The sequence below is a fragment of the Actinoplanes sp. NPDC026670 genome (assembly GCF_040638175.1).
Taxonomy (GTDB): Bacteria; Actinomycetota; Actinomycetes; order Mycobacteriales; family Micromonosporaceae; genus Actinoplanes.
The window spans coordinates 85173-111598 of sequence record NZ_JBEZXU010000032.1; the positions used below are offsets into that span (position 1 = coordinate 85173).

Sequence of the window (26426 nt, forward strand, 5' to 3'; positions counted from 1 at the left end):
ATCACGGGGTACCGCACGCGCAGTTCCCGCCCCCGCAGCCGGCACGGTGGCGCCGTCGGCCGGCCAGCCACCAGACCACGGCGGCGAGTGCGGCGAGCACGACGGCGATGCCGGGCATCCAGGCTCCCGCGGCGGCCCAGCCGGCGCCGGAGAGCACACCGGCGGCGAGCAGCATCGGGATGAGGCAGCAGGCCGCGCAGGCGGCGCCCGCCAACCCGGTCAGTCCGTTCGGCAGCAGACGACGACGCCGGTCAGTGGCAGAGTTCGGCATCCGGTGCTCCTACCGTGATCGCGGCGAACGGAATCGGGCAGCACGGCTGTCCGGCGCAGGTGACCAGGTCGTCGCAGCCGGCGTCGATCGCCGACCGCAAGGTGCCGGCGATCAGCTGCAGGTCGTCGATCTTCTGCTGCACCTCGGCGAGTTTGGCCTGCGCGCGAGCCTGCAGCCCGGCGTCCGGTCCGGCGCCGTGCCGGTGCCGGCCGGTCTCGATCAGCTCCGCCACCTCGTCGAGGGTGAATCCGAGTCGCTGGGCCGCTTTGATGACCTTCAGGACGGTGACGGTCTCCGCCGCATAGATCCGGTGCCCGCCCAGGGTCCGGTCGGGTTCGGCGAGCAGGCCACGACGTTCGTAGTAGCGCAGGGTTTGCAGGTTGACCCCGGCGGCCGCCGCGAGCTGGCTGCTGCGGAGCCCGGTCATCGCGGCACCCGTCCGGCGGCCCGGGCGGCGAGGGCGTCGAGGACTTCCACCTGCGTGTCCGGCACCTCGATGTCCAGGCGCAGGGTGTCGCCGTCGGGGGTGAAGGAGAAGGTGAAGAAGGAGCAGCAGGCGCTCTCGCGGGTGGTCAGTTCCCGGGCGACGGTCTCGGCGGCCGGGTCGAGGTACCAGCGCAGCCGGGTGGGTGACGGCCGCTGCTGGTCACGCAGGGCGGTGGTGAACAGGTCGTCGAACTCGGCGACGCGTAGCGGCCGCTCGGCGGTGGGCAGGGTGCACGCTGTGGGCGCCCATTGCTGGTCGTCGGTGCTCATGCTTCGACGGTAAGCCTGTACCCCGGTACCGGATGCAAGTCCGAGGATCAGTACGGGCGGCGTCGTGGGCGGCGGTCCGGGGGTAGCGGTGTCGCGAACATGCCGCCGCCCGCAACGATGTGCCGCGCGATCGTCGCCTCCCGGGTGTAGAGCACGAACGGTTTGCGGCCGACGATGTAGGCGGCGCGGCGGATCCAGCCCTCGGCCTCGTAGAGGGCGACCGCCTCGGCCTGTGGATGGGTGGCGAGCCAGGCTCGGGGATGCCCGGCGGTATAGCGGGCGAGCAGCATGCGGCCGAGGCCCCGGCGGCGGTGGGCGGGCGCCACCATCAGTTCGGCGACGAGCACCGCGGGCTCGACCAGGAGACCCGCGGCATCCGGGCCGACGGCATCGCGGACGGCCAGGTCGTACTCGTTGTTCTCCGGCAGTCGCGGTGGGGCGGGCCAGCCGTACACGGCTCCGGCGATCTCGCCGTGCTCGTCTTCGGCGACGAAGCCGTGCGCACCGGGATGACCGGTCTGCCGGGCGAGTTGCCGCGGGTAGGCGGCGATCTCGTCGGGGGTCTCGTTCCACGGCGGCGCCGCGAAGCACTGCCGGTAGACCGTGTGCAGCCGGTCTGCCAGCTCGCGCAACTGTTCGGCGGTCGCCGCCGTGATCGTGAACAAGACTCAGCCGGCCTCGGCCATGAGCAGCGTCAGTTCCTGAACGAGCTCGTCCATGCTCTGCCCGGTCTGGGACCGCACCAGGGCGAGAGCGAGCTCGGCGAGCAGCATGAATCCCCGGGTGCGGACCCGCTCGTCGCCGATGGCACACAGCAGTTCCTCGGCGCCGGCGAAGTCACCGCGGCTCTTGGCCGCGATGACTCCGGCCGCCTGTTGTGCCGCGAGGAACGCCGGCCCGGGGCCGGCCTCGGTCACGGGGCCAGGATGATCGGGTTGCCGGCGGCGCGGGCCGCGTCGAACCGCTTGGTCACGTCCGACCAGTTGACCAGGTTCCACAGCCGGTCGACGTAGTCCGGGCGCACGTTCTTGTACTGCAGGTAGTACGCGTGCTCCCAGGCGTCGAAGACCAGGATCGGCGTGGAGCCCTGGCCGACGTTGCCGTGGTGGTCGTAGACCTGCTCGACGATCAGGCGCTGCGACAGCGGCTCCCACGCCAGCACACCCCAGCCGGAGCCCTGCACGCCCTTGGTGGCGGTGGACAGCTGGGCGGAGAACGCCTCGAACGACCCGAAGTGCTCGATGATCGCTGCTTCCAGGTCGCCCTCGGGGCGGTCGGCGCTGGCGCCGGGACGCAGGTTGTTCCAGAAGATCGAGTGCAGCACGTGCCCGGAGAGGTTGAACGCCAGCGTCTTCTCCAGGCCGACCAGCGCGGAGTAGTCGCCCTTGTCACGGGCCTCGGCGAGCTGGTCGAGGGTGTCGTTGCTGCCCTTGACGTACGCCGCGTGGTGCTTGCTGTGGTGCAGCTCCAGGATCTGGCCGGACATGGCCGGTTCGAGTGAACCGTAGTCGTACGGCATGTCGGGGAGCGTGTAGACCGCCATTGATGAACCTTCTCTTCTGCCTAGGCTTGGCTCTTGCGACTATATTGCAATAAATCAGGTTCGAACGTACGGCGGAAGGTCTTCACATCGATGTCGTGTCGGAGTTTCGGTGACTGTGATCACGGCTTTTGACGGAATGGAATCGGCGAATGCTGTCGATCAGCTGCTCAACGCCCTCAGCGGGGCCGGCATGCGGCGGACCATGGCTGCCCGCGCCGTGGCACAGGTTCTGGTGCAGTACGACTGCCTGACCGCCGCCGAGGTGCAGGCCCGGCTACAGGCCCGGGACGTGCGGATGGACCTCACCACGGTGCACCGGGTGCTGCGCCGCCTGGCCGACGCCGGCGCGGTCGTGCCGATCCCCCGTGACTCCTCGGTCGGCTATCGGATCGCCTCCCGCTCTCAGCATTGTCTGGTCTGCCAGAGCTGCGGACGGGTCGCGCCACTGACCGGTCCCGCGGCGGCCGCCCTGCTCGCCGAGCTGAGCGCCGCCGGGTTCGCAGCCGGACCGGTCACGGTGGCGACCCGCTGCCCGCGCTGTCACTGATCACCAATAGAATGCAACTGCATGTCAGTTGCGATAAGGGGTGCGTGGATGCAGACGGCGGAGATCAAGCGGCGGTTCCTGGCGCACTTCCAGGCCAATGGGCACACGGTGGTTCCGAGTGCCCCGTTGCCGGCCGTCGACGACCCGAACCTGTTGTTCATCAACGCCGGCATGGTGCAGTTCGTGCCGTTCTTCCTCGGCCAGCGCACCCCGCCGTACTCGACTGCCGCCAGCGTGCAGAAGTGCATCCGCACCCCGGACATCGACGAGGTCGGCAAGACCAGCCGGCACGGCACGTTCTTCCAGATGAACGGCAACTTCTCGTTCGGTGACTACTTCAAGGCCGACGCCATCCGGCTGGCCTGGGAGCTGTCCACCAAGCCGGTCGCGGACGGCGGTTTCGGTCTCGACCCGGAGCGGATCTGGGCGACGGTCTACCTCGACGACGACGAGGCGCATGCGCTGTGGCGCGGCATCGGCCTGCCCGAGTCGCGGATCGTGCGGCGCGGCAAGAAGGACAACTTCTGGTCGATGGGCATCCCCGGCCCGGCCGGCCCGTGCTCGGAGCTCTACTACGACCGCGGCCCGGCGTACGGCCCGGACGGCGGGCCGGAGGTCGACGAGGACCGGTTCCTGGAGTTCTGGAACCTCGTGTTCATGCAGCACGAGATCACCGACGTGACCTCCAAGGAGGACTTCACGATCGTCGGCGACCTGCCGAAACAGAACATCGACACCGGCATGGGCCTGGAACGGATGGCCTCGATCCTGCAAGGCGTCGACAACCTCTACGAGATCGACGAGGTCCGCCCGATCCTGGCCCGCGCCGCCGAGCTGACCGGCAAGGTCTACGGCAAGCAGTCCGGGCAGGCCGCCGCCGAGAGCCACCCCGACGACGTGCGGCTGCGGGTGATCGCCGACCACGTGCGCACGGCGCTGATGCTGATCGGCGACGGCGTCACCCCCTCCAACGAGGGCCGCGGCTACGTGCTGCGCCGCATCATGCGCCGCGCGATCCGGGCCATGCGGCTGCTCGGCTGGCACGACCGGGCACTGCCCGAGCTGCTGCCGATCGCCCGGGACTGCATGGCCCCGTCCTACCCTTCGCTGCTGGCCGACTTCGAGCGGATCGCGCAGGTCGCCTACGGCGAGGAGGACACCTTCCTCGGTACGCTGCGGGCCGGCACCGCCATCCTCGACACCGCCATCACCGACACGAAGACGTCCGGCGGCACGCAGCTGTCCGGGTCGAAGGCGTTCCAGCTGCACGACACGTACGGCTTCCCGATCGACCTGACCCTGGAGATCGCCGCCGAGCAGGGCCTGACCGTGGACGCCGACGGGTTCCGGGCGCTGATGGCCGAGCAGCGGGCCCGCGCCAAGGCCGACGCCAAGGCCCGCAAGACCGGTCACGCCGACCTCTCGCAGTACCGGGCGGTGCTCGACGCGAACGGCCCGACGACCTGGCTGGCCTACGAGACCCTGGAGACCGAGTCGACGCTCCTCGCGGTGCTGCCGGGCGCCGGTGACATCGCCACCGTCTTCCTGGACCGGACCCCGTTCTACGCCGAGTCCGGCGGTCAGGACTCCGACGCCGGCCTGCTCACCGGCCCGCATCTGAAGGCCGAGATCATCGACGTGCAACGGCCGATCAAAGGCCTGATCGCACATACGGTACGGATCCTCGACGGCACCATCCACGCCGGCGACACCGTGCACGCAGCCGTCGACCCGGAATGGCGCACCGGCGCCCGGCAGGCCCACTCCGGCACCCACGTCGTGCACGCGGCGCTGCGGCACGTGCTCGGCCCGACCGCGCTGCAGTCCGGCTCCTACAACCGGCCCGGCTACCTGCGTCTCGACTTCGCCTGGCGCGGCGGCCTGTCGGATGCCACCCGCAGCGAGGTCGAGGAGGTCGCCAACCTGGCCATCCGCCGTGACCTGCCGGTCGGGGTCCGCTACGTGCCGCTGGACCAGGCCCGTGCCGAAGGTGCGCTGGCCCTGTTCGGGGAGAACTACGACGAGACGGTCCGGGTGGTCGAGATCGGCGGCGACTGGTCCCGGGAGCTGTGCGGCGGCACCCACGTCGACCGGTCGGCCCAGATCGGCTCGCTCGCGGTCACCGGCGAGTCGTCGGTCGGCGCCGGCCAGCGCCGCATCGAGGCGGTCACCGGGATCGAGGCGTTCCGCTACCTCGCCCGCGAGCGTGACCTGGTCGGCCGGCTCGCCGCCCAGCTCAAGGCCCGCCCCGAGGAGCTTCCCGAGCGGGTGGCGGCCCTGCTGGCGCGGATGAAGCAGGTCGAGAAGGAGTCCGAGGTCCTGCGGGACCGGCTCGTCGACCTGGACGCCGAGGACCACGCGGCCAACGCCGTCGACCTCGACGGGATCGCCTACGTCGGTGTCACCACCGCCGGCGACGGCAAGCACCTGGCCGAGAAGGTCCGCCAGCGGCTCGGCAACCGGCCCGGCGTGATCGGTGTGATCGCGGGCGCCGGCATCGTCGTCACCGTCACCCCGGCCGGAGCCGAACGCGGCCTGTCCGCCGCGGCCCTGATCAAGCTGCTGCTGGCCGGGCGTGGTGGCGGCAACGACGCCTTCGCTCAAGGTAAGGCCACCGGTGATCCGGCCGATCTGCTGGTGCGGCTGCGAGACCTCGTCCGCTCGGCATGACAGGCGACTCGGCGGCCCTGCTGGCCGGTATGCAACGTGCGCTCGGCATCATCGCGGCCCGTAACCACGGTGACGTCGCGGGCGCGCACGCACTGGCCGCCGAGTTCCCCGACGACGCCGCACGGGCGCACGCGTTCCTGCTGCTCACCGAGGTCTCGCTGACCCTGGTGAGCAGCGGCAGCGGCCGGCCCGTGCAGGACGTGGTCCGTGACCTGTCGCTGCGGATCGCCGCGCTGGCCGCCGCCGACTGATCAGCCGATCAGAGCCCGGTGCAGCGTCACCGACGGCTGCATGCCCAGGTCGAGGCGGCTCGGCGGCAGACCGGCCCGGACCAGCAGGTCGCCGACAGCGGCGATCATCGCCCCGTTGTCGGTGCACAGCCGCGGCGACGGCACCCGCAGCTCGATGCCGGCCGCCGCGCAACGCTCGGCCATCAGCGACCGGACCCGGCTGTTGGCCGCGACCCCGCCGACCATCAGCAGCGTGCTGCTGCGATGCTCGCGGCAGGCGGCGACGGCTTTGCGTGACAGGGTGTCGGCGACGGCCTCCTGGAACGAGGCCGCGACGTCGGCGACCGGCACCGCGCCACGGCGCTGCTCGACCCAGCGGGCCACCGCCGTCTTCAAACCCGAGAAGCTGAAGCTGTACGGGTCATCGCGCGCACCGGTCAGCGGCCGCGGGAACGCGATCGCCGCCGGATCACCGTCACGAGCCGCCCGGTCGATCGCCGGCCCACCCGGATACGGCAGGCCCAGCAGCCGGGCCACCTTGTCGAAGGCCTCCCCCGCCGCATCGTCGACAGTGTCACCCAGGTGCACGATCGGATCCCGGACCAGATCGTCGAGCACCAGCAGTGAAGTGTGCCCACCGGAGACGATCAGCGCCACGCACCGGCCGGGCAGCGGCCCGTGCTCCAGCACGTCGACGGCGGCGTGCCCGGCCAGGTGGTGCACACCGTAAAGCGGAACACCGAGACTCAGCGCGAACGCCTTTCCCGCGGCCAGCCCAACCTGCACCGCGGTGGCCAGGCCGGGACCGGCAGTGACCGCGACCGCGTCGATGTCACCGAACCCCACCCCGGCCCGGTCCACAGCGGCCCGCACGATCTGCGGCAACGCCTCCAGGTGGGCACGGGCCGCGATCTCCGGCACCACCCCACCGAACCGGGCGTGCTCGTCCATGCTGGAGGCGAGCGCGTCACCGAGCAGCACCCCATCGCGGACCAGTCCGGCGCCGGTCTCGTCGCAGGACGTCTCGATGCCCAGGATCAGCGGCATGTTCAGCGCAGCCCGGCCTCGCGCAGCAGCCCGTCCCGCTGCGCGGCGGGCAGCCGGTCGACGTACAGGGTGCCGTTGAGGTGGTCGGTCTCGTGTTGCAGGCAGCGGGCGAAATAGCCGGTACCCGAGACGGTGATCGGCTTGCCGTCCTGATCGAAGCCGGTGACCGAGGCCAGGGCCGCGCGGGGCAGTTCGGCGCTGGGACCGGGCACCGACAGGCAGCCCTCGGTGGCGGTGACGTCGCCGGCCAGCGCCGAGGCCGCCTGCAACACCGGGTTGACGATGTGACCCTTGTGCTGGACACCGTCGTCGTCGGGGCAGTCGTAGACGAACACCTGCAGATCGACGCCGATCTGGTTGGCGGCCAGGCCGACGCCGTTGGCGGCGTACATCGAATCGAACATGTCCGCGACCAGGTCGGCGAGCGCCTGGTCGAAGACGGTGACATCGGCACAGCGGCGGTGCAGGACGGGATTGCCGTAGTACGTGATCGGTCGCGCGGGCATTGCTGCACTCTAACTGCTACTGCAATTGACTTGCAGCTAGCCGCACCCTGAGCGCCGACAGACGGTCAAGGGCGTTCCGGCGAGGTTGGATCATCGCTTGCCGGAACGCCCTTGACGACGGAACGACGGGTCACGGCCAAGCAACACCGGTGCTCCTGCTGCGATTCTCTAGTAGTTGCAACACAGATGCAAGAAGAATCTCCGGACTACCGCCGATCCCGCCCGGCCATGTTTCATCCCGGGAAATTGTCGCGCGGCTTCCTGCAATCGGGTTGCAGTAACACGTAGCATGCAGCGACTCCCCGAGCCCGAGCCGGACAGTGTCGTTCGCCCGGGCCTGACCACCTCGGCGAACATCTCCGGAGGCCCTCATGGCGACCGAGCCGCACGTGCACGGACCCGACGACGTCCCGCACACCCACCCCGAACCCGGCGTCGACCCGCACGCACCCCTGTCGTCCGGCCACCGGGCGCTGCGCGTCGGCATCGGCGGCCCGGTCGGCTCCGGCAAGACCGCGCTGGTCGCCGCGCTGTGCCGGGCCCTGGCCGGAGAGCTACGCCTGGCGGTGGTCACCAACGACATCTACACCACCGAGGACGCCGACTTCCTGCTGCGCAACGGTGTACTGCCACCCGAACGGGTCCGGGCCGTCGAGACCGGCTGCTGCCCGCACACCGCCATCCGCGACGACATCTCCGCCAACCTCGACGCCATCGAAGACCTCGAACACACCCTCGGCGACCTCGACCTGATCCTGGTCGAGAGCGGCGGCGACAACCTCACCGCCACGTTCAGCAAAGGCCTGATCGACGTACAGATCTTCGTCGTCGACGTGTCCGGCGGCGACAAGGTCCCCCGCAAGGGCGGCCCCGGCGTCACCACCGCCGACCTGCTGGTCATCAACAAGACCGACCTCGCCCCGCTGGTCGGCGCCGACCTGTCGGTGATGGACCGCGACTCCCGCGCCCGCCGCGGTGATCTGCCCACGATCTTCCAGTCCCTGACCCAGGACCGCACCGCCACCGCGGTCGCCGACTGGATCCGCAGCCACCTCGCCGCCGCCCCGGCCACCTGAACCCGATGACCGACGACCTGCCCGGCCTGGTGGCGCTCTGCCGCCGGGCCGAGGCCGCCTGCGAACAGCATCGCCGCAACCACCTGCGCCGGGCCGGATATCCCGACCTGCACAGCGGCCTCATGCCGATCCTGGCCGCCCTCGCCCAGCGGGACCACACCATCGGTGAGCTCGCCGCCGCCCTGGGCATCACCGTCCACGACGCCGCCCAGCGGGTCGGCCTGCTGGAGGCACGCGCCTACGCACACCGCCAAGGAGCGCCCGGCGACATCCGCCAACGCATCGTCGTCATCACCGAGGCCGGTCAGGCCGCCACCGACCTCGACCGCAGCCTGCAGGACGAACTACAGCAGCAGGTCATCCAACAGATCGGCGAACCCGGCGTGACCGCGGCACGCCAGGTCCTGGCCGCCCTCACCGCCTACGCCGGCAGCGAACCACTCACCGCGGGTGGCCTGACACCCGGGCGACGGGGGCATCCGGGATAACGTGACTGCCGGCGGGGGCAACGGAACACGAGGTGGGTTGTGATGCGGGTGCAGCAGCACGAGAGACTGGCAGCGGTCCGCGAGCGGGTCCGCGCCGGCGGACGCCGCTGGACGATCGCCAAGGGCGCGATCGTGGAGGCGCTGATCGGCCACGGCGGGCATCTGTCGGTGCAGGAGGTGCACGACGAGATCACCACCCGGTTCCCGCAGATCGACCGGTCGACGGTGCACCGGGTGCTGCTGACGCTGGCCGACGAGCACGTGGTGCACGTGCTGGGCCGCCAGGGCGAGGCCCGGTACGGGATGGCCGACCAGCCCCACCATCACGCGGTCTGCGCGCGATGCGGCCATGAGGCGGAGATCCCGGCGTCGGCTGTCGCACCGGCGCTGGCCGCCGCCGCGGAGGCCACCGGCTTCGCATTCGACAGTGTCGGCATCACCCTGACCGGGATCTGCGGCGACTGCCGGCAACAGCAAGCCTGAACAGCGAAGGGCGTCCCGGCCGCTGGATCACCGCGGCCGAAACGCCCTTCTGTGACGCACGAGCCGCCGTCAGACCTTCTCGTCAGCGGTCGAACGGCGCCGGAGCAGCCAGAACAGGCCGCCGCCGATGGCGAAGGTGAGCAGGACCCCGGAGACGCCGGCGAGGGCGGTGGAGAGGTACTCGTTGTCGATGCCCTTGATGCCGTAGTCGGCGAGCGGGCTGTCGGCGAGCTGGTGGTCGCCTTCCTGCTGGGCCATGCAGGTGCCGCCGGTGATCTCGTCGTCGGCGTTGAAGGTGCAGCCCTCGCGGGCGGCGTAGTCGAGGCCGTCCGGGCTGCCGGAGGCGAAACTGGACACCACACCGGCCAGCAGCAGCGCCACGAACAGCCCGGCGATCAGGAACTTCTTCATGCCTTGGCTCCGATCGGCTGCTTACGGAAGGCGCGCAGGGCGTAGACGAGGTCGGGGCGGACCTTGGCGACGGTGACGACGGTGGTGGCGGCGATCAGGCCCTCACCGATGCCGATCAGGGTGTGCACCCCGGCCATCGTGGCCGCGATCCCGCCGAGCGACAGTTCGGTGGTGCCGCCCAGCGCGTACTCGAGAACGAAGCCCTGGGAAGCGACCACCACGCCGACGATCGAGGCGATCAGCGCGGTCGCGCCGAGCCCGCCCGCGGTGCGCGGCAGGACCCGCAGCAGCAGGGCGACCAGCAGGTACGCCGCGGCCGTGCCGATCAGAGCCATGTTGGTGACGTTCAGCCCGATCGCGGTCAGGCCGCCGTCGGCGAAGACCAGACACTGCACCAGCAGCACCGTCGCCACACACAGGGCGCCGACCCACGGCCCGACCAGGATCACCGCCAGGGTGCCGCCGAGCAGGTGGCCGGACACGCCCGGGAGCACCTGGAAGTTGAGCATCTGCACGGCGAAGATGAACGCCGCGACCAGGCCCGCCATCGGGGCGAGCCGGTCGTCGAGGTCGGTCTTGGCCCGCCACACGCAGACCGCGAGGCCGGCCACTGCTATCACTATGAAGATCGCTGAGACGGGACCGTTGACGATCCCGTTCGCGATGTGCATCGCCTGCACGTCGTCCATCGTTTCTCCTTCACGATTCCGCGGCAGCATATTGACCGTTGCGGGTTGTTGCCAAGATCTGGCAACTGTGTGATGCCGTGCACAAACGGGAGAGGTCAGGAGCGTCGTGGTTCGTGGCCGTCGACCGGCCGGCCGTCGCGCAGATGACCGTCGGCGATGCGGCGGGCCAGGTCCGGGTCGACGTGCTGATACCAGATGTCGTCAGGGTGGACCACGACCAGCGGGCCCAGGTTGCACGGGAACAGGCAGCCGGTGGCGGTGACCAGCACGTCGTCGTCACCGAGACCGTGTTCGGCCAGCCGGTCGGCGAGGGCTGCGGCGACCGGCCCGGCGCCGTAGGCCGAGCAGCGCGGCCCCCGGCAGACCAGCACCTGCCGGCGATGGCGGGTGATCTGGGACCACGCCGGGCTGCGAAACGGTCCCGGATTGCCGCCCAGCACGGTGTGCTCACCGGCGACGGCCTCGATCACCGCGCCGGCCAGGGCGGGCTGCCCGGCCAGCGGCGCGGTGACCACGATCGGCAGGTCACTGGCGCGGGCCTGCCGCCAGTGGGCGACCGCACGACGGATCCAGGTGTCCAGGTAACGGTCCGGCGGCACGTGGGTGGGCACCAGGACGACCTGTCCGGCGTCGGCCGCCGCGTCGAGCGCGGCGTGCAGCGACGGTTCGGCGCCGTCGAGGAAACATCCCTGCACGGGTACGCCCAGCGACTCCCCCACCACGGCAGCGAGCCGGTGGATCGCGTCGTGGCCGCCGTGATGGGTCACCGACCGGGCGACCAGCAGCACCCGGCGGTTCATGACTGCGGCGGCCGGAACGCGATGACCGGCCGCCCCTCGGTCAGGTGCACGTCGGCGTCGACCCGGTAGACGTCGGCGAGCAGACGAGCGGTCAGCACCTCGGCAGGCGGGCCGGTGACGACGACCCGGCCGGCGTCGAGGACCACCACGACGTCACAGAACATCGCTGCCAGGTTGAGATCGTGCAGGGCCGCGAGGGTGGTGACGCGGCTTCGGCGTACCAGATGAAGCAGTTGAAGTTGATGTCCGATGTCGAGGTGGTTGGTGGGTTCGTCGAGCAGCAGCAGCTCGGGTTCCTGGGCCAGCGCCCGGGCGAGCTGGGCGCGCTGGCGCTCACCGCCGGACAGGGTGTGCCAGCGGCGGTGTTCGTAGCCGGTCAGGTCGACGCGGGCCAGGGCCTCGGCGGCGACGGTGTGGTCGGCGGTGGTGCCCGACCAGCGGGAGGCGCGGTGCGGGATGCGACCGAGCAGCACCACGTCGGCCACGGTCAGGTCGAGGTCGGTGTCGGCGTGCTGGGCCAGCAGCGCGATCCGCCGGGCCACAGCCGGGCGGCGCAGACCGGCCACGTCGTCGCCGCCGATCGTGACCTGCCCGCTGTCGGGGCGGATCAGGCCGGCGGCGACGCGCAGCAGGGTGGTCTTGCCGGAGCCGTTCGGGCCGAGCAGCCCGACCAGGCTGCCCGCCGCGACCGTGCAGGTGACCTCGCCGAGGATGCGGGCGGCCGCGGCCGTCCAGGTGATGCCGGTGACGTCGAGCATCAGCCGCGGACCTCCCGCCGGCGCAGCAGGAACATGAACGCGGGCACGCCGAGCAGCGCGGTCAGCACCCCGACCGGGAGTTCCCGCGGTTCGAAGACGGTGCGGGCGGCGGTGTCGACCCAGATCAGGAAGATCGCCCCGGCCGGGACCACGACCGGCAGCAGCAGCCGGTGGTCGGGGCCGGTGAACATCCGCACGGCGTGCGGCAGGATCAGCCCGACGAAACCGATCGCCCCGCTCACCGCGACCAGCACGGCGGTCAGCAGGGCGGCCGCGACCAGCAGCAACCAGCGGGTCCGGGTGACGTCGACACCCAGCGTGGCGGCGGCCTCCTCCCCGAAGGCGAACGCGTTCAGCGTCCGGGCATGCCCGAGAATCAACATCAACACCAGGATCAGCGCGGGTACGGACCACCCGATCGCGCTCCAGCCGGAGCGGGCCAGCGAACCGGACAGCCAGAACGTGATGCTCTGCGTGGCGTGCGGATCGGCCACCCAGATGATCACGAACGAGGTCAGCGCCGCACACAGCTGCGCGATCGCCACCCCGGTCAGCACCACCCGGGTCGGGTTGAGCGCGGCCCGCCGCCCGGCCAGCGCCACCACGATCGTGAACGCGGCCAGCGCCCCGGCGAACGCGCCACCACCGACGGCCACCATCCCGGCGCCGAACCCGGCCACGATCACCAGCACCGCGCCCAGCGCCGCACCGGACGACACCCCGAGCAGGTACGGGTCGGCGAGCGGGTTTCGGGTGGCGGTCTGCATGACCGCCCCGGCCGCCGCCAGCCCGGCGCCGACGACCGCGGCACCGAGCACGCGCGGGAGCCGCAGGTCCCAGACGATGTGGGCGCGCAACACCGACACCCCGGCATCGCCCACGCCGAGATGCTCGCCGATGACCGCCCACACCGTGCCGATGGAGAGGTCCGCCGGACCGACCGTGACCGCCGCACCCACCGACGCCGCCAGGACGGCCGTGAGCACCAGCAGGGCCACGGCCGTCCGGCCGGTGCGCGCCGCGACGGCGGTCAGCTTCCCGCCTTCGGCGGCAGCCCGGCGATCCCCTGGGCCAGGGCCTCCACACCGAGGACGTTGCGGACGCCGGCGGTGGTGGACGAGAACGGGATCACCACATAGCGCTGCTGCTGGACCGCGGGCAGGTCCTTGAGGGTGGCGTGCCCGGCCAGGAAGGTCTTCTTCGCCTCGGCCGGATCCCAGCTCGCGTCGATCAGCACGATGACGTCGGGGTCACGGTCGGCGACAGTCTCCCAGCTGCTGTCGGCCCAGCTGCCGGTCACGTCGGCGAACACGTTGGTCACCCCGGCGGCCTCCATGACCATGTTGGGGCCGCCGCAGCAGGCGCCGACACTGGGCGCGTCCGTGCCGCCGTCCCACCACATCACCCGGGTACCCTTGCCGCTGCCGGCCGCCTTGGTGATGCGTGCCTGCTGGTCGGCGATCAGCGTCTCGGCGCGGCCGGTGACGCCGAAGATCGCGGCGATCTCGCGGATCTCGCCGAACACGTCGGCGATGCCGAGCTTGGCCGGGCGGGTCTCCTTCGGGCAGCCCGCCGGGGAGATGTACGTGCCGACACCGAGCTTCTGCAACTCGGCCCGGTCCCCCACCCCTTCGTCGCTGAAGGCGCTGTTGAAGGAGGCGTAGACGAAGTCCGGTTCGGCTTCGAGCAGCTTCTCCCTGCTCGGATACTCCTTGGCCAGCACCGGCACCTTCGCGTAGGCGCCGGCGTAGGCGGGCAGGATCGCGTCGTCGAGGTAGGCGGTGCCGATCATCCGGTCCTGCAAACCCAGGGCCAGCATGATCTCGGTGGCCGGCTGGTTCATCGTCACCACCTTCGCCGGCGGCGCGGTGACGGTGACCGGCGTGCCGCAATTGGTGATCGCGACGGGGCCGGCCGATGCGCTCGGTGACGCGACCGGCTCAGCCGGGCCGGAGCAGCCGGTGAGCACGACGGCGAACAGGGACAACGGCGCGGCAACGCGCCAGGGCATGGGGAACCGCACAGCGGGACCGCCTTCCAGCACCTCGTGGACGGAGTCGTACGTCTGCCGTGGCCGGTCTCCTGGCTGACGGGAGGTGCAGTCGGCGGCCGGCCTTCCCAGGCATTGAGCCCAGTGACCTCGCGAGGACGAGGGCCGTCGACTTCCCGAACACAGTGGCGAGGGCCGCGCCGGCATCGAACCGGCTTCCCGAGCACCACGGCTGGTGTCGACGATCCTAAACACGCCCGGAACCGGGCCGCCAGGCAGGCGGGCGGTTGTGCCGCCGTTCGATGCGCGACTAGGTTGAGGCTGCCATCTGCGGTGACGTGAGGGAAACCGGTGTGAGTCCGGTGCGGTCGCGCCACTGTGACCGGCTTGCTTCGGCGGGCCGGGAGTCAGAGAACTCGCTCACCGCAGGCCCCACGAACGGGACGCGTCATCCCGTAGGAGGTTCGAGGACCCATGTCCGAGCTCATGCACGACGGCCGGCACCTGCTGGGTGTGCCATGTCACTGACCACGACCGGCCACAATTACATTTCGCTGCTGCTGCGCGGCCTGCTCGCGGGCCTGATCGCCGGCCTGCTGGCCGGGGCGTTCGCCTACACGTTCGGCGAGACCCACATCGACGCGGCGATCGCCATCGAAAAGGCCGCCGCGCCGCCGGCCGAGCCGGGCGCCGTCGAGGAGGAGCCGCTGGTCAGCCGGGAGGGCCAGAAGGCCGGCCTGGTGCTGGCCACCACCCTGTACGGCATCGCGATGGGTGGCATCCTGGCGACCGCGTTCACGCTGCTGCGCCGCCGTCTGCGGACCCCCAGCGACAGCCGGGCCGCGTTCTCGCTGGCCGGGGCCGCGCTGGCCGGGATCGTGGTGGTGCCGTTCCTGAAGTATCCGCCGAACCCGCCGGCCGTCGGTGATCCGGAGACCATCGGCCAGCGGACCTGGAGTTACCTGGCGGTGCTGGTACTCGGCCTGGTCGCGGTGTGGGCGTCGGTGATCGCCGCCCGCACCCAGACCGTCGAGTGGCGCCGGGCGGCCGCCGGTGTGGTCGCGTTCCTGGTCGTCGTGTCGATCGCGTACCTGCTGCTGCCGGACATCAACGAGGTTCCGGAAACCTTCCCGGCGAGCCTGCTGTGGGACTTCCGGATCACGTCGCTGGGTGTGCAGACAGTCCTGTGGACGGTCCTCGGCATCGCCTTCGGCGCGCTGGTCACACCGCGCGGCGCCCCCGCACGGCCGGTCGCCGCTGAGGAGACCGCCGCAGCGTGAGCTGCACGAAAGGCCGGGGCTCGTGGAGTCCCGGCCATTCGCCTGTCCGGCCGCGCGCGGTCCACTACTCGACCTCAGCGTCCCGACCCGTGCCGGCGCTGCCCTGGTGAAGCTGATAGGCGTGTTCGATCAGCGTTGCGACTTGTTCTCGTGACAGTCGGCTCGCAGCGGCCCTGAGGAAGATCAACTCCCGATGCAGGGGGTGCTGCTTGCGCGGTTCAACGTCCGTCACGGAAAGGCCGGCGATCACCAGCAGGTCGTTCGGGGACATTCCCAGGGCCGGCGCGATCTGCCGAAGGATCCTCGGCCGGGGTGGGTCACCGTGCAGCAGCCGGCCGACGTCGGCATGAGCCAGGCCGGCCGCAACGCAGAGGCCGTGGACGGTCAGACGGCGGTTGGCCATCAGGCCGCGCAGGACGTCTCCGAATTCGACCTCCATGTCAGCGGGACCGCCGATGACGGCGTGTGCCCGACATGGCCGCGGGGCAGGTCCGTCGGTTCATCCAGGGATCCTGCCCATGGCGCGCTGCTGGGCGACATCGGCTGGAGCGATCCGTTCCAGGATGCGCACCATGGCGTCGAGCTGCGACTTCAACTGGTTCACCGCCTGTCCCGGTGACAACGACTCGACCTGCCCGTACGCCTCGGCCACCGAGTCGGCGCCCGGTGCGTTGTCACCCAGCGCGATGCGAATCTGGGCGAGCAGTCGTAGCGAGTTGGCCAGTTCGTAGAGCGACACGCCGTCACTCGGGTCGCGCAGCCGCCGGCGTAGACCCACGGCCTCGGTGGCGGTTGCGGCGAGGTTCTCCAGGGACTGCCGGGTGGGTTCGGGTGCCTCCGGCGCGGCCAGCATCCGAAGCCCGGCAGCGGTCCAGTTGTGCAGCACGGTGCTCCGCGCACGCAGCAACGCCGGTTCCGTGCCGTCGCCGGACCACTGCTCGGCCTCCATGAGCAGATCGAGCCCGGCGTCGGTGAGTCCCGTCGCGAAGAAGATCTCGGCGACGTCGGCGGCCATGACGACGACCCCGGCGATGACCTGCTCATCGGCGTCGCCGGCCAGCAGCGCACGCCCCAACTCCAGAGCCTGCCGGCCGGCCCGTAGCGCGGCCACCGCGTCGGTGCCCATCTGCAGCACCACCGCGAGACGCCACGCGGCCCGGAACAGAGTTCGATCGAGGCCGCCCGGCGCAGTGGCGGACTCGTCGCGAAGCCTGGTGAGAGTGGCGATCACACCGTTCAGCATCTCCGCCGATGCCTCACGCCGGCCCTGCCTGCTGAGAGCGATCGCCTTGTCGATCAGCACCTCCGCCTGCGCGACGGGGTCATCGGTCGCGGCGGGCGACACCGGCGAGGTCTCCGGAAATCCCATTGCGGCGGCGATCACCCGGGCGCGCTGTTCGGCGGACAAGGCGTCGTCGGTACGGCCTTCGCTGCCGGCCACCCGCGCCTTGACCAGAACGCGAACAACAACGCGGCCTGAATACGTCGCGGCTGGTCGGCGAAACGCAACAGCTTCTCGACCGCTGTCCGGGCCTCCACTCCGGCTTGCGGGGCACGGTCGGTCCCGAGCCGCCATCCGGCCGTCACGGCGAGCATCAGTCCCAGCTGCGGACTGTGGATCCCGGGATCCTGCGGCTCCAACGTCGACAAGGTCTCCACGAGGGCTTCCGCTTGCGTGGCGGACGGCAGGTTCAACCCGCCGAGCCGGGCTTCCAGGTCGAGCGACGCCACCGCCAACGCGAACACCTCGGACGGCTCCGGCAGAGTCGCGTCTGCCGGCACGGTGCCGAGGAAGACCGGCCGGTCGATGTAGAGGTGGGTGACCACCGGCGGCCCGGCCTGGCCTTCCACCGAGGAGCCGGATTCCGGACCGGGCGATCTGCTGCCGCGGCGGAAGAAGCGCAATCCCGAACCTCCCACGAACACATCGAAGTCCGGCGGCCGTCGCGCACCAGCGTCCCGACCTGCCGAGCAAAGAAACAGTGACGTATCCCCTGCTCATCGGGTCGTCATCTTGGACGGCCTTGGACGACATCGGACAGCAGACCGAACACGGCAATCCTGTGCCCGGATCACCTCGGTGCCGTCGATGTCCGGCAGGCCGAGGTCGAGGACGACGATGTCGGGCGGCTGCCGCGACGGTGATCGGCACCCGACTCAGATGCCTCAACAACAGCCGTGGGGTGCCGATCGGGATACCGCTGGAGCCGGGTTCGCCCCGCCCATAGTCGTGACCATCGCGGCCAGGTTACGGAGAGGAGCCGTCGACTTTGCTGCCACCGCCGTTGGACAGCCCGCCGACGCGGGGCCGGCTCGGAACGGCATCCTTCGTGGCGGCGCATCTGCTACCGGGCGTGGTCGCCGTCGTATGGCTGCTGGCGGTGATCGGCGGGCCCGACGCGACCGTGCTGTTCACCAACCTGGCCCAGGGCCTGACCTCGCTGTACGCCGGCCTGGCCGGGGTGTGGACGGCGACCAGGCCCGGCACCGCCGGCCGGGACCGCCGCGGCTGGGGGCTGCTCGGCGCGGGAGCGCTCAGCTGGGCGGCCGGTCAGGTCATCTGGACGTGGTACGAGAACGTCGACGGCGTCGAGGCGCCGTTCCCGTCCTGGGCCGACGCCGGCTACCTGGCGCTCGTGCCGCTCACCGTGGCCGGGGCGGCGACCCTCATCGGCGCGCACCGGCGTGCGGCGCGTTCGGTGATCGACGGCCTCATCATCACCGGTTCGCTGTTCTACCTCAGCTGGGCCCTGGTGCTCGGCCAGCTGTACCACGCGGGCGCCGCGACCACCCTCGAGTGGCTGGTGACTCTGGCCTACCCGGCCGGTGACGTCGTGGTGGGCAGCATGATGTTCATTCTGTTCGCGCGGGTGCGACGCGATCAGCGACGGGTGCTCGGCCTGCTCGGCACCGGCTATCTGGCGCTGGCCTTCGCCGACACGAGCTTCGCGTATCTGGTCAACAGCGACAGCTACGTCACCAGCAACATCTTCGACCTCGGATGGATTCTGGGGTTCCTGTCGATCGGGGCCGCCGCCGGCCTGCAGCGCCGGACCGCCCCGGAGGGTGGCCGGCATCGTGGGGCGGAGCCACGGCTGTGGGTGATGCTGCCGTACGTGCCGCTCGCGGCGGCCGTGACAGTGTCGCTGGCCGTCACCCTGTACCGCGGCACGGTCGGCCCGATGCTGTACGTGCTGTCGACGGTGCTGGTGCTGCTGGTGGTCGGCCGTCAGATGCTCAGCATGCGCGACAACCAGCGGCTCACCGCCGACCTGCACGCCACGGTCCGGCACCTGCAAGCCAGCGAGACCGCGTTGCGGTACAGCCAGCAGCAGCTGCGCAAGCTCGCCTACAGCGACGCGCTCACCGGCCTGGCCAACCGGGCCGCCCTGTTCGAACGCATCGACACCGTCGCCCTGGCCGGCGGGCCCGGGTCGGCCGGCCTGCTCTACCTCGACCTGGACGGGTTCAAGCAAGTCAACGACACCCACGGACACGCCGTCGGCGACGCGCTGCTCACCGCCGTGGCGCACCGGCTACTCGCCTACATCCCCGGCACGAGCCTGGCCGCCCGCCTCGGCGGCGACGAGTTCGCTGTACTGGTCACCGGCGACGAGGTCACCGGCCTCGCCGATCAGGCGCGTCTGCTGGTGGACGCCTTCGCCCGGCCGTTCGCCGTCGCGGACCTGACCCTCACCGTCACGGCGAGCCTCGGTGCCGCCGTCCAACAATGCGCGACGCTGCAGCGCAGCGAGCTGCTGCGGCAGGCCGACATCGCCATGTACACGGCCAAGAGCAACGGAAAGTCCCGCTTCCACATCAGCGACCAGCAATGGCAGCCGGTTTGAGAACAGGCAGGCGATGACGGCGACGTTCGATTCCTCCAGACCGGAACGCCTTCTCGTCATGGCGGTCGTGGTGGGTGCGCTGGCCGCGACGATCACCGACTGGCGTGCGGTAGTCGCGGTCACGGTGTTCGCCGCCCTGGTGTACGTCGGATTCCTCACCCACATGTACGGCGATCTGACCGGCAGCGCCGGTTGGCCCAATACCATCGCACTGGCATTCGCCGCGTTCCTGGGACGTGGACAGCGATGGATCCGTGCGATCAATGCGACCGGGTGATACGGCCGTTTCGGTGCTGATCTGGTCGACGGAGTAGACGGCCCGGCGACTACCAGTCGTGTGCTCAGCAGAGCGTAACTGAGAGGTAGAGTGTGGCTAGTGTGTGAGCCATGTCGGCCCACTGGTCACAGGCGGCCCAAGCGCTGATGCTTCCCGGCGAGTCACTGCGCGCCGCGCTGACGGTGGGTTTGGCGCCGGGCAACATGCCCCATCAAGCGCTGCCGGACCCGCCGGTGTGGACCAGATACAAGTTCCTCATGGTCTCCTCGGTGTTGCTCGGCTTGACGAAGCCCCTGGACTACCTGCCCGAGCGGGCCAGCGACTGGCTACACGGAGTGGCCGCGGCCGGTGAGCCCGGGTCGCGGGCGGCCCGACTGGTTCAGGCGCACCAGAGCATCCGGTTCACCAGGCAGGTCAGGGTCACCGTCGTCACCGATCGTCGCCTCCTGCTGTGTGCCGCCGACCAACCGGATCGGCTCACGGCACGCTGGGAGGTCGCACGCACCGACATCACCAGCACACGATGGGAGCGCTACCGACTGCAGCGGCGATTCCGTGTCGACTTCGTCGATTCGTCCTGGATCGCGTACGGGACACCGCGACTGAAGCTCGACGGGGCACCCCGGGCGCTCGCCGCCGCGTTCCAGCCCGGGCACCGGCCGTCCGGATCATCGGCATGAATCATCGGCCTGCCGGCCGATCACCGCACGGCGCCCCGCGGAAGTCTTCCGCGGGGCGCCGGTGTGCGGTCAGAAGTCGTCGTCGAAGCTGACGCTTCCGGAGACCCCTACCTGGTACGCGGAAACGCGCCGCTCGAAGAAGTTCGACAACTCCTGAACGTCCTGGAGCTCCATGAACGCGAACGGGTTCTTGCTGCCGTAGACGGGCTCGATGCCGAGCGCGGCGAGCCGCCGGTCGGCGACGTGCTGGAGGTATTCGCGCATGTCACCCAGTGATATGCCGGAGACACCCTGCTCCAGCAGATCGGCCGCGAACTGGACCTCGCATTCGACGGCCTCGGCGAGCATGTCGCGGACCTGCTGTTCCATGTCGGCGTCGAACAGATCGGGTTCCTCGGCTCGCACCTGGTCGACGACGTCGAAAGCGAACGCCATGTGCATGCTCTCGTCGCGGAACACCCAGTTGGTGCCGGACGCGAGCCCCTGGAGAACGCCACGGGAGCGCAGGAAGTAGACGTACGCGAAGGCGCCGTAGAAGAACAGCCCCTCGATGCAGGCGGCGAAGCAGATCACGTTGAGCAGGAACGCCCGCCGGTGCTCCTTGGTCTCCAGCTTGCGCAGGTCGAAGACCGAGTCGATCCACTTGAAGCAGAACTCGGCCTTGCGCGCGATCGAGGGGATGTTCTCGACTGCGGCGAACGCCTCGAACCGTTCCTGCTCGTCGGGGACGTAGGTGTCGAGCAGGTTCAGATAGAACTGGACGTGTACGGCCTCCTCGAACAGCTGCCGCGACAGGTACAACCGGCCCTCGGGCGAGTTGACGTGCTGATAAAGGTTGAGGACCAGGTTGTTCGCCACGATCGTGTCGCCGGTGGCGAAGAACGCGACGAGCCGCGACACCAGGTGCTGTTCGGACTTACTCAAACGAGCGAGGTCGGCGAGGTCGGAGTGCAGGTCGACCTCCTCGACGGTCCAGGTGTTCTTGATGGCGTCCTTGAACCGGTCGAAGAAGTGCGGGTACTTCATCGGCCGCAGGGTCAGGTCCATTCCGGGGTCGAGCAGCATTACTGGCAGGCCTCACATGATTCGGGGTTTTCCAGGGAGCAAAGTTCGGCTTCGGTCAGCGCCGGGATCAGCGATACAGGCGCGACCTGTACCGGTACGACCGCCGCAGGAGCGACTGAGACGGTCGCCTGCTGAATGCGCGTCGCCGGACGCGAACGCAGGTAGTACGAGGTCTTGAGACCGGCTTTCCACGCGTACAGGTACATCGAGGAGAGCTTGTTGATGGTCGGCGCGGCCATGAACAGGTTCAGTGACTGCGACTGGTCGATGAACGGGGCACGGGCGGCGGCCAGTTCGATGAGCGATTTCTGCGGCAGTTCCCACGCGGTACGGAACAGCTCACGCACATCGGCCGGCAACTCGGCGATGCCCTGTACCGAACCTTCGGCCCGTTTGATCTGCTCCCGGATGGCGGCGGTCCACAGTCCACGGGACTTCAGTTCCCGTACCAGATAGGTGTTGATCTGCAGGAACTCGCCGGACATCGTCTCGCGCTTGAACAGGTTGGAGACCTGCGGCTCGATGCATTCGTAGGCGCCGGCGATCGATGCGATCGTCGCCGTCGGCGCGATCGCGATGAGCAGCGAGTTTCGCAGACCGTGCTCGGCGATCTTCGCCTTCAGCGCCGTCCACCGGTCGGCCTGCGTGACCTGAGCACCCCACAGCTCGTGGTGCAGGTCACCCTTGGCGGCCCGGGTCTCCGGGTAGGCCGGGTGCGGACCGAACTGCTCGGCCAGCGCGACCGACGCCTCCAGCGCGGTCAGGAAGATCTCCTCCTGAACCCGCGTGGAAAGAGAGCGAGCCTCGTCGGAGTCGAACGGCAGCCGCAGCGTGAAGAACGCGTCCTGCAGACCCATCAGCCCGAGGCCGACCGGACGCCAGCGCGGGTTGGAGGCGGCGGCCTGCTTCGACGGGTAGTAGTTGATGTCGATGACCCGGTCCAGATAGACGACCGCGGTCCGGACCGTCTCCCGCAGCTTCTCCCAGTCCACGCCGTCGGCCGTCGTGTGCGCGCCCAGGTTGATCGATCCGAGGTTGCACACCGCCGTCTCGTCGTCGTTGTTGACCTCGAGGATCTCGGTGCACAGGTTCGACAGGTGGATCGTGTTGCCCGGCTCGCCGGTCTGGTTCGACAGGGCGTTCGAGCGGTCCTTGAACGTCATCCAGCCGTTGCCGGTCTGTGCGAGTGTGCGCATCATCCGCCCGTACAGATCGCGGGCCTTGACGGTTTTGACGGCCTTCTTCTCGGCCGCGCGGTAGGCCTCGGTCCATTCGTCGCCGAACAGATCGGGCAACTCCGGGGCGTCGGACGGGTCGATCAGCGACCACTCCTCGTCGGCCTCGACCCGGCGCATGAACTCGTCCGGGATCCAGTTGGCCAGATTGAGGTTGTGGGTGCGGCGGGACTCCTCGCCGGTGTTGTCGCGCAGTTCCAGGAACTCCTCGACATCCGGGTGCCACGGCTCCAGGTAGACGCACGCCGCGCCCTTGCGCCGGCCGCCCTGGTTGACTGCCGCGACTCCGGCGTCGAGGGTCTTCAGGAACGGGACGATGCCGTTCGACTTCCCGTTGGTGCCGCGGATCAGGGCGCCGCGGCCGCGGATCCGCGACCAGGCGATGCCGATGCCGCCGGAGAACTTCGACAGTTTCGCGACCTGGTGGTACCGCTCGTAGATCGAGTCGAGCTCGTCCTTCGGCGAGTCGACCAGGAAACACGACGACATCTGCGTGTGCCGGGTGCCCGAGTTGAACAGCGTCGGCGAGCTGGGCAGGTAGGCCAGCGACGACATCAGCCGGTAGAAGCCGATCGCCTCGCGGGCGTCCTTGGAAAGGCCGCACGCCACGCGCAGCAGCCAGTACTGCGGTGTCTCGACGACCAGGCGTTCCTGCGGGTGGCGCAGCAGGTAGCGGTCGGCGACGGTCCGCAGGCCGAAGTACTCGAACCGCAGGTCGCCACCGGCGTCCACGGCGTCGTCGAGTTTGCGGGCGTTACGCGCCACGAACGCCGCGGTCTCGTCGCCGATCAGGCCGAGGCCGTGCGCGTAGCGGATCGACTGGCTGAAACTCGCCACCCCCTGGCCGCGGACCTCCTTGTCGACGTACGCGGCGAGCAGACGGGCCGCCAGCTTCGAGTACTGCGGCTCCTCACCGATCAGCTCGGCGGCCGTCTGGATCGACAGTTTGTCCAGCTCAGCGGTGGTCGCTCCGTCGTACAACCCGCTGATGGTCTTGGTCGCCACCCGCAGCGGGTCGACCTCGTCGAGGTCGGCGACCCATAGTTCGACCGCTTTGACGATCTTGTTCACGTCGACCGGTTCCAGGTCGCCGTTGCGTTTACGCACCTGCATCACGTGCCGTCGCTGTTCAGGCACCACACGGTCCTGCGTAGCGGTCATGTTCCGTCCCCCTCGTCACGCCCATTCCCCAAGGTCTCGGGGCGCGCAGGAAGACGCCGCCGTCACCCCGGAACGTGGCCGGGTGTCACGGCTGGTGGCGTCGGCCGTCCCACGCGGCCTTCGACCGCCGCACGCCGGGCTGGCATGCGGCGCGCTGGCAGGTCTTCGGACTCGCGGGCACAGCTCGAAAACGAGCCTCCTACCGGCCGTCGCTTCCCAGGCTCGCCGAGCCCAGTGCTTCGTTGACGGCTTTCGTTCCCACTCACCGCTGCGGGGCAGTCCCGGTCTTTCACCGGGTTCCCTGTTGCCTCGGACAGACGTATTAACGCCTGGCCGAACCAGCTGCGGGGAACACCATATATGGGCGGCGAGCGAAAGTCACAGCCCCATATGGTGTGTTGAACCCGTCACCCGTTACAACTCAGTTTCAGAGCCCGGTGGCCGTTACCGACTGCCACCGCGGGTGCGCTGATTGTCGCCGCGACGTTTGGCGGGTTCGTGCAGAATCGCCGCGACACGATCACAAACACACTCGTCCGAGCCTGCTTCGGCGATCGCCGCCTCGATCTGAGCGAGCCTCTCCTGGGCGTCACGCAGCTGCTGGTTGAGACGGGTGACCCGGGCGGTGCGAGCGCCGATCTGACGGCGGGAGGCGTCGAGTCGTTCGTAGTCGGCCGGCTGGAGCGCGACCATCTCCCGGCCGTCGACGGTCACAGTGTGTTTGTCGATTTTTCGGCCCATGCGGCACCTTCCGTGCAACGGACGACAAGTCACAAGTCAACCACGGAGTTCAACGTGGACCCGTCCCTCGCCGGCTCTACCCGTCGGTCGACCTCGGCTGACCCGTGGACCGAGGGTGCCGAAGATCGCCCATCGGCTTCGGCACCCTCACCACCGTGCCAGGAACCTCAGGCTCGTCGGCGGGCCAGGACCGACCGCCACTGCTCACGGCGGGTCTGCTCGGGTGTCAGCACGCAATCGCCGCAGGTGCCGCCGCCGGGGATCCGGTAGTAGAGGCAGCAACTGCGGCGGACCAGGAACCACCGTTCGTGGCCCGGATCAGGCCGGTGCATTGCCGCGGTGCCGGCCAGCAGGCCCTGGCCGAGCATCGCCGTGACGACGGCGGCGGCACCGGCGGCGTGGCCGGGCACGGTGTCGGCGATCATCGCGGCCGCGCCGCCGAACGCGGACGCCACGTTGCCCCACAGCACCTGCGGTGACAGCCGGAACCTGCTTCGGAACACCTCCAGCACCGGCGTGACGAGGTCGCCGACGACAGTGGCGGTGAGCAGTGCGGCGACGTCGTCCACCGACTGCCCGGTGCAGGGCACGGCGCTGATGTCGTCGTGAGCGATGGGCATCGGGCCACCGTCGACCGGACGCCACCACAGGCGCGTGGTGTCGGGCAGTGGGACGGCGGCGCCGGCGACCGCTGCGGCCAGCGGTGGTGACACCAGCCGGGCGGCCAGACCGAGGAAGACGGTCGAGGCGACCACCCGCTCGGCGATGCCGGCGACCGGTAGTCCGCCCATGGTGGCCAGCGTCTGCCGGGCGATGTCGACCCGGGACGCCAGGACCTGCGGGTCGCACAGGTCGGTGAACGGCCGCCACCCGGCGGTGTCCTCGCGGCGTTCCCAGACGAAGTAGGGGCCGATGCTTGCTGCCGCGGACAGCGCCGGAACCGCGGCGATCATCCGCGGCTTTCGGTGATGAGCGCAGCGACGACGGCGACAGCGTCGGCGAGGGTGGCCGCGGGCATCGTGCCCGGCGGTGACGGTAGCGGCCATCCGTGGCCGGCGGTCACCACGGTGGCCGGCCATCCCGGCGCCGCGGTGAGGGCGGCGAGCAGATCGGGCCGGGCGGGGTGGGGCCGATGGCTCCACACCACCGCGACGACGGGGCGGCTGGCGGCGACCACGTCGGTGATCGCCGCGTCCGGTAGCCCGGCGCCCAGGTGCAGGCAGCCGATCTGATGTTCGGCGAGGGCCGCTTCGAGCGCGTCGAGCGAGGTGAGGTCGCGGGGGTTCCCGGCCGCGACGAGCAGAACCGGCGTCGGGGCGCCGGCCGGTGGGCGGGGTACTGCGGCGAAGGTCTGGCTGAGTTGGCGGGCCAGCAGCCTGCGGGCGGCCGCTCTGCGTGGTTCGCTGATCTGGGCCTGGCTGAGGTGGGTGAAGGCGGGGCCGGCGACAGTGTGCCAGGTGTGCACGACACCGTGTTCGGTGACGGCGTCGTCCAGGGCCGACCGCAGGGCGGGCAGGTCCAGGCGGCGGGCGGCACGGGCCAGTCCCCGGGCCCGGGAGTCGGTGGCCGGGTCACGTAGCGGGTGCTCGGCGGCGGCTGGGCAGGTCGCACGCCGGGCCACCCGGGCGGCGTCGGCGGCCGGCATGCCGCGGGCGGTCAACTGGGTCATCGTGGTGAGCGTGGCGATGTCGCCGGGGGTGTAGCGGCGGTGCCGGCCCGTCTCGTGGCCGGTGGGGCCGAGCCTGTACCGCTGATGCCAGGTCCGCAGGGTGGTCGGTGCCACGCCGAGGCGCCGGGCCAGTGACCCGGCGCTGAGATTCTGCTGCTGCATGGTGTGGTTGTCCACCGCCGACCCGCCCTCGAGGTCACCGTCT

Annotated in this window: 32 protein-coding genes and 3 riboswitches; of the genes, 10 read left to right on the forward strand and 22 right to left on the reverse strand. The window is 70.2% G+C overall.

Annotated elements, in window-relative coordinates; genetic code table 11:
• Position 1 precedes the first annotated feature (1 nt).
• From AB0E94_RS28820 to AB0E94_RS28845, 6 genes are read right to left on the reverse strand one after another with little or no spacing between them, the layout of a single operon-like run.
• Entirely contained in the window at positions 2-271 is a 270-nt protein-coding gene (locus tag AB0E94_RS28820; protein ID WP_360332160.1) for a hypothetical protein, read from the reverse strand.
• Positions 252-698 carry a MerR family transcriptional regulator gene (locus AB0E94_RS28825; RefSeq protein WP_360332162.1) on the reverse strand — a complete coding sequence of 149 codons (447 nt, stop codon included), beginning with the start codon at positions 696-698 and terminating at the stop codon, positions 252-254. Before AB0E94_RS28825 ends, AB0E94_RS28820 begins: the two co-directional genes overlap by 20 nt.
• Positions 695-1027 carry a hypothetical protein gene (locus tag AB0E94_RS28830; protein WP_360332163.1) on the reverse strand — a complete coding sequence of 111 codons (333 nt, stop codon included), beginning with the start codon at positions 1025-1027 and terminating at the stop codon, positions 695-697. Before AB0E94_RS28830 ends, AB0E94_RS28825 begins: the two co-directional genes overlap by 4 nt.
• Before the next feature lie 47 nt (positions 1028-1074).
• Positions 1075-1692 carry a GNAT family N-acetyltransferase gene (locus AB0E94_RS28835; RefSeq protein ID WP_360332166.1) on the reverse strand — a complete coding sequence of 206 codons (618 nt, stop codon included), beginning with the start codon at positions 1690-1692 and terminating at the stop codon, positions 1075-1077.
• Between the two features lie 3 nt (positions 1693-1695).
• Positions 1696-1944, reverse strand: a complete 249-nt coding sequence (locus AB0E94_RS28840) for a superoxide dismutase (RefSeq protein WP_360332168.1) — start codon at positions 1942-1944, stop codon at positions 1696-1698.
• Positions 1941-2570: a superoxide dismutase gene (locus AB0E94_RS28845; RefSeq protein WP_360332171.1), complete on the reverse strand. Its 630-nt coding sequence runs from the start codon at positions 2568-2570 to the stop codon at positions 1941-1943. The genes AB0E94_RS28840 and AB0E94_RS28845 overlap by 4 nt, the downstream gene beginning before the upstream one ends.
• 109 nt (positions 2571-2679) lie before the next feature.
• On the opposite strand from AB0E94_RS28845, the gene AB0E94_RS28850 reads away from it, so the two are divergent.
• Genes AB0E94_RS28850 through AB0E94_RS28860 form a run of 3 tightly spaced genes read left to right on the forward strand, consistent with a single transcriptional unit; the run spans position 2680 to position 6038 of the window.
• Complete coding sequence (locus AB0E94_RS28850; RefSeq protein WP_360332173.1) at positions 2680-3117, forward strand: transcriptional repressor; 438 nt, start codon at positions 2680-2682, stop codon at positions 3115-3117.
• Between the two features lie 48 nt (positions 3118-3165).
• Positions 3166-5787, forward strand: coding sequence for an alanine--tRNA ligase (gene alaS / locus AB0E94_RS28855; protein WP_360332175.1), 2622 nt, complete (start codon positions 3166-3168; stop codon positions 5785-5787).
• A complete protein-coding gene (locus AB0E94_RS28860; RefSeq protein WP_360332177.1) occupies positions 5784-6038 on the forward strand; it encodes a hypothetical protein in 255 nt (84 codons plus the stop codon). The genes alaS and AB0E94_RS28860 overlap by 4 nt, the downstream gene beginning before the upstream one ends.
• On the opposite strand, the gene tsaD is transcribed toward AB0E94_RS28860, so the two are convergent.
• Together tsaD and def are read right to left on the reverse strand one after the other, a co-directional pair.
• Positions 6039-7064, reverse strand: a complete 1026-nt coding sequence (gene tsaD, locus AB0E94_RS28865) for a tRNA (adenosine(37)-N6)-threonylcarbamoyltransferase complex transferase subunit TsaD (RefSeq protein WP_360332180.1) — start codon at positions 7062-7064, stop codon at positions 6039-6041.
• 2 nt (positions 7065-7066) lie between these two features.
• Positions 7067-7570: a peptide deformylase gene (def, locus tag AB0E94_RS28870; protein WP_360332182.1), complete on the reverse strand. Its 504-nt coding sequence runs from the start codon at positions 7568-7570 to the stop codon at positions 7067-7069.
• 371 nt (positions 7571-7941) lie between these two features.
• Here def and ureG point away from each other — a divergent pair, with 371 nt between their 5' ends.
• The 3 genes from ureG to AB0E94_RS28885 are packed head-to-tail and all read left to right on the forward strand — an operon-like array spanning position 7942 to position 9617.
• A complete protein-coding gene (gene ureG / locus AB0E94_RS28875) occupies positions 7942-8646 on the forward strand; it encodes an urease accessory protein UreG (RefSeq protein ID WP_360332184.1) in 705 nt (234 codons plus the stop codon).
• Between the two features lie 5 nt (positions 8647-8651).
• Entirely contained in the window at positions 8652-9134 is a 483-nt protein-coding gene (locus tag AB0E94_RS28880; RefSeq protein WP_360332187.1) for a MarR family winged helix-turn-helix transcriptional regulator, read from the forward strand.
• Positions 9135-9176: 42 nt separating this feature from the next.
• Positions 9177-9617, forward strand: a complete 441-nt coding sequence (locus AB0E94_RS28885; protein WP_360332189.1) for a transcriptional repressor — start codon at positions 9177-9179, stop codon at positions 9615-9617.
• A 69-nt stretch (positions 9618-9686) separates the two neighbouring features.
• On the opposite strand, the gene AB0E94_RS28890 is transcribed toward AB0E94_RS28885, so the two are convergent.
• The 6 genes from AB0E94_RS28890 to AB0E94_RS28915 all read right to left on the reverse strand — a co-directional run bounded on the left by AB0E94_RS28890 (position 9687) and on the right by AB0E94_RS28915 (position 14286).
• Positions 9687-10028, reverse strand: a complete 342-nt coding sequence (locus tag AB0E94_RS28890; RefSeq protein ID WP_360332191.1) for a PDGLE domain-containing protein — start codon at positions 10026-10028, stop codon at positions 9687-9689.
• Positions 10025-10717 (reverse strand): energy-coupling factor ABC transporter permease, encoded by a 693-nt coding sequence (locus AB0E94_RS28895; protein ID WP_360332194.1) that lies wholly within the window; start codon positions 10715-10717, stop codon positions 10025-10027. Before AB0E94_RS28895 ends, AB0E94_RS28890 begins: the two co-directional genes overlap by 4 nt.
• Positions 10718-10812: 95 nt before the next feature.
• Entirely contained in the window at positions 10813-11517 is a 705-nt protein-coding gene (locus AB0E94_RS28900; protein WP_360332196.1) for a (2Fe-2S) ferredoxin domain-containing protein, read from the reverse strand.
• On the reverse strand, positions 11514-12275 hold the full coding sequence (locus tag AB0E94_RS28905; protein ID WP_360332199.1) for an ABC transporter ATP-binding protein: 762 nt from the start codon (positions 12273-12275) through the stop codon (positions 11514-11516). The genes AB0E94_RS28900 and AB0E94_RS28905 overlap by 4 nt, the downstream gene beginning before the upstream one ends.
• Positions 12275-13273 (reverse strand): iron chelate uptake ABC transporter family permease subunit, encoded by a 999-nt coding sequence (locus AB0E94_RS28910; protein ID WP_360332201.1) that lies wholly within the window; start codon positions 13271-13273, stop codon positions 12275-12277. The genes AB0E94_RS28905 and AB0E94_RS28910 overlap by 1 nt, the downstream gene beginning before the upstream one ends.
• 32 nt (positions 13274-13305) lie before the next feature.
• Positions 13306-14286 carry an ABC transporter substrate-binding protein gene (locus tag AB0E94_RS28915; protein ID WP_360332204.1) on the reverse strand — a complete coding sequence of 327 codons (981 nt, stop codon included), beginning with the start codon at positions 14284-14286 and terminating at the stop codon, positions 13306-13308.
• A 43-nt stretch (positions 14287-14329) separates the two neighbouring features.
• Positions 14330-14511, reverse strand: a riboswitch (cobalamin riboswitch).
• A 53-nt stretch (positions 14512-14564) separates the two neighbouring features.
• Positions 14565-14705: riboswitch (cobalamin riboswitch) on the forward strand.
• Positions 14706-14783: 78 nt separating this feature from the next.
• Here AB0E94_RS28915 and AB0E94_RS28920 point away from each other — a divergent pair.
• On the forward strand, positions 14784-15545 hold the full coding sequence (locus AB0E94_RS28920) for a CbtA family protein (RefSeq protein WP_360332207.1): 762 nt from the start codon (positions 14784-14786) through the stop codon (positions 15543-15545).
• 64 nt (positions 15546-15609) lie between these two features.
• Here AB0E94_RS28920 and AB0E94_RS28925 read toward each other — a convergent pair whose 3' ends face one another.
• Genes AB0E94_RS28925 through AB0E94_RS28935 form a run of 3 tightly spaced genes read right to left on the reverse strand, consistent with a single transcriptional unit; the run spans position 15610 to position 17450 of the window.
• The gene (locus tag AB0E94_RS28925; RefSeq protein WP_360332210.1) at positions 15610-15984 is read right to left on the reverse strand and encodes a helix-turn-helix transcriptional regulator; all 375 of its coding nucleotides are present in this window, start codon (positions 15982-15984) and stop codon (positions 15610-15612) included.
• 60 nt (positions 15985-16044) lie between these two features.
• Complete coding sequence (locus AB0E94_RS28930) at positions 16045-16953, reverse strand: hypothetical protein (protein ID WP_360332212.1); 909 nt, start codon at positions 16951-16953, stop codon at positions 16045-16047.
• Positions 16926-17450: a hypothetical protein gene (locus AB0E94_RS28935; RefSeq protein WP_360332214.1), complete on the reverse strand. Its 525-nt coding sequence runs from the start codon at positions 17448-17450 to the stop codon at positions 16926-16928. Before AB0E94_RS28935 ends, AB0E94_RS28930 begins: the two co-directional genes overlap by 28 nt.
• 449 nt (positions 17451-17899) lie before the next feature.
• Between AB0E94_RS28935 and AB0E94_RS28940 the strand changes: the two genes are divergently transcribed.
• The 3 genes from AB0E94_RS28940 (at position 17900) to AB0E94_RS28950 (ending at position 20350) form a co-directional block, all read left to right on the forward strand.
• Positions 17900-19393: a GGDEF domain-containing protein gene (locus tag AB0E94_RS28940; protein ID WP_360332217.1), complete on the forward strand. Its 1494-nt coding sequence runs from the start codon at positions 17900-17902 to the stop codon at positions 19391-19393.
• Positions 19394-19406: 13 nt separating this feature from the next.
• Positions 19407-19670: a hypothetical protein gene (locus AB0E94_RS28945; protein WP_360332220.1), complete on the forward strand. Its 264-nt coding sequence runs from the start codon at positions 19407-19409 to the stop codon at positions 19668-19670.
• Between the two features lie 110 nt (positions 19671-19780).
• On the forward strand, positions 19781-20350 hold the full coding sequence (locus AB0E94_RS28950; protein WP_360332223.1) for a hypothetical protein: 570 nt from the start codon (positions 19781-19783) through the stop codon (positions 20348-20350).
• A 69-nt stretch (positions 20351-20419) separates the two neighbouring features.
• On the opposite strand, the gene AB0E94_RS28955 is transcribed toward AB0E94_RS28950, so the two are convergent.
• The 5 genes from AB0E94_RS28955 to AB0E94_RS28975 all read right to left on the reverse strand — a co-directional run bounded on the left by AB0E94_RS28955 (position 20420) and on the right by AB0E94_RS28975 (position 26383).
• Positions 20420-21415: a ribonucleotide-diphosphate reductase subunit beta gene (locus AB0E94_RS28955; protein WP_360332226.1), complete on the reverse strand. Its 996-nt coding sequence runs from the start codon at positions 21413-21415 to the stop codon at positions 20420-20422.
• Positions 21415-23811: a ribonucleoside-diphosphate reductase subunit alpha gene (locus tag AB0E94_RS28960; protein WP_360332229.1), complete on the reverse strand. Its 2397-nt coding sequence runs from the start codon at positions 23809-23811 to the stop codon at positions 21415-21417. Before AB0E94_RS28960 ends, AB0E94_RS28955 begins: the two co-directional genes overlap by 1 nt.
• A gap of 138 nt (positions 23812-23949) precedes the next feature.
• Positions 23950-24169, reverse strand: a riboswitch (cobalamin riboswitch).
• An 86-nt stretch (positions 24170-24255) separates the two neighbouring features.
• Positions 24256-24552 (reverse strand): hypothetical protein, encoded by a 297-nt coding sequence (locus AB0E94_RS28965; protein ID WP_360332232.1) that lies wholly within the window; start codon positions 24550-24552, stop codon positions 24256-24258.
• Between the two features lie 167 nt (positions 24553-24719).
• Positions 24720-25505 (reverse strand): (2Fe-2S)-binding protein, encoded by a 786-nt coding sequence (locus tag AB0E94_RS28970; protein WP_360332235.1) that lies wholly within the window; start codon positions 25503-25505, stop codon positions 24720-24722.
• Complete coding sequence (locus AB0E94_RS28975; RefSeq protein WP_360332238.1) at positions 25502-26383, reverse strand: MerR family transcriptional regulator; 882 nt, start codon at positions 26381-26383, stop codon at positions 25502-25504. The genes AB0E94_RS28970 and AB0E94_RS28975 overlap by 4 nt, the downstream gene beginning before the upstream one ends.
• Between the last annotated feature and the right edge of the window lie 43 nt (positions 26384-26426).

Bases quoted from the DNA above. Each gene is read 5' to 3' on its own strand.
- AB0E94_RS28825 (WP_360332162.1), bottom strand. From the start codon at position 698: ATGACCGGGCTCCGCAGCAGCCAGCTCGCGGCGGCCGCCGGGGTCAAC.
- AB0E94_RS28965 (WP_360332232.1), bottom strand. From the start codon at position 24,552: ATGGGCCGAAAAATCGACAAACACACTGTGACCGTCGACGGCCGGGAG.
- AB0E94_RS28895 (WP_360332194.1), bottom strand. From the start codon at position 10,717: ATGGACGACGTGCAGGCGATGCACATCGCGAACGGGATCGTCAACGGT.
- AB0E94_RS28830 (WP_360332163.1), bottom strand. From the start codon at position 1,027: ATGAGCACCGACGACCAGCAATGGGCGCCCACAGCGTGCACCCTGCCC.
- AB0E94_RS28860 (WP_360332177.1), top strand. From the start codon at position 5,784: ATGACAGGCGACTCGGCGGCCCTGCTGGCCGGTATGCAACGTGCGCTC.
- ureG (WP_360332184.1), top strand. From the start codon at position 7,942: ATGGCGACCGAGCCGCACGTGCACGGACCCGACGACGTCCCGCACACC.
- AB0E94_RS28950 (WP_360332223.1), top strand. From the start codon at position 19,781: ATGTCGGCCCACTGGTCACAGGCGGCCCAAGCGCTGATGCTTCCCGGC.
- AB0E94_RS28945 (WP_360332220.1), top strand. From the start codon at position 19,407: ATGACGGCGACGTTCGATTCCTCCAGACCGGAACGCCTTCTCGTCATG.
- AB0E94_RS28920 (WP_360332207.1), top strand. From the start codon at position 14,784: ATGTCACTGACCACGACCGGCCACAATTACATTTCGCTGCTGCTGCGC.
- AB0E94_RS28925 (WP_360332210.1), bottom strand. From the start codon at position 15,984: ATGGAGGTCGAATTCGGAGACGTCCTGCGCGGCCTGATGGCCAACCGC.
- AB0E94_RS28900 (WP_360332196.1), bottom strand. From the start codon at position 11,517: ATGAACCGCCGGGTGCTGCTGGTCGCCCGGTCGGTGACCCATCACGGC.
- AB0E94_RS28905 (WP_360332199.1), bottom strand. From the start codon at position 12,275: ATGCTCGACGTCACCGGCATCACCTGGACGGCCGCGGCCGCCCGCATC.
- AB0E94_RS28960 (WP_360332229.1), bottom strand. From the start codon at position 23,811: ATGACCGCTACGCAGGACCGTGTGGTGCCTGAACAGCGACGGCACGTG.
- AB0E94_RS28820 (WP_360332160.1), bottom strand. From the start codon at position 271: ATGCCGAACTCTGCCACTGACCGGCGTCGTCGTCTGCTGCCGAACGGA.
- tsaD (WP_360332180.1), bottom strand. From the start codon at position 7,064: ATGCCGCTGATCCTGGGCATCGAGACGTCCTGCGACGAGACCGGCGCC.
- AB0E94_RS28880 (WP_360332187.1), top strand. From the start codon at position 8,652: ATGACCGACGACCTGCCCGGCCTGGTGGCGCTCTGCCGCCGGGCCGAG.
- def (WP_360332182.1), bottom strand. From the start codon at position 7,570: ATGCCCGCGCGACCGATCACGTACTACGGCAATCCCGTCCTGCACCGC.
- AB0E94_RS28955 (WP_360332226.1), bottom strand. From the start codon at position 21,415: ATGCTGCTCGACCCCGGAATGGACCTGACCCTGCGGCCGATGAAGTAC.
- AB0E94_RS28970 (WP_360332235.1), bottom strand. From the start codon at position 25,505: ATGATCGCCGCGGTTCCGGCGCTGTCCGCGGCAGCAAGCATCGGCCCC.
- AB0E94_RS28915 (WP_360332204.1), bottom strand. From the start codon at position 14,286: ATGCCCTGGCGCGTTGCCGCGCCGTTGTCCCTGTTCGCCGTCGTGCTC.
- AB0E94_RS28845 (WP_360332171.1), bottom strand. From the start codon at position 2,570: ATGGCGGTCTACACGCTCCCCGACATGCCGTACGACTACGGTTCACTC.
- AB0E94_RS28975 (WP_360332238.1), bottom strand. From the start codon at position 26,383: ATGCAGCAGCAGAATCTCAGCGCCGGGTCACTGGCCCGGCGCCTCGGC.
- AB0E94_RS28890 (WP_360332191.1), bottom strand. From the start codon at position 10,028: ATGAAGAAGTTCCTGATCGCCGGGCTGTTCGTGGCGCTGCTGCTGGCC.
- alaS (WP_360332175.1), top strand. From the start codon at position 3,166: ATGCAGACGGCGGAGATCAAGCGGCGGTTCCTGGCGCACTTCCAGGCC.
- AB0E94_RS28885 (WP_360332189.1), top strand. From the start codon at position 9,177: ATGCGGGTGCAGCAGCACGAGAGACTGGCAGCGGTCCGCGAGCGGGTC.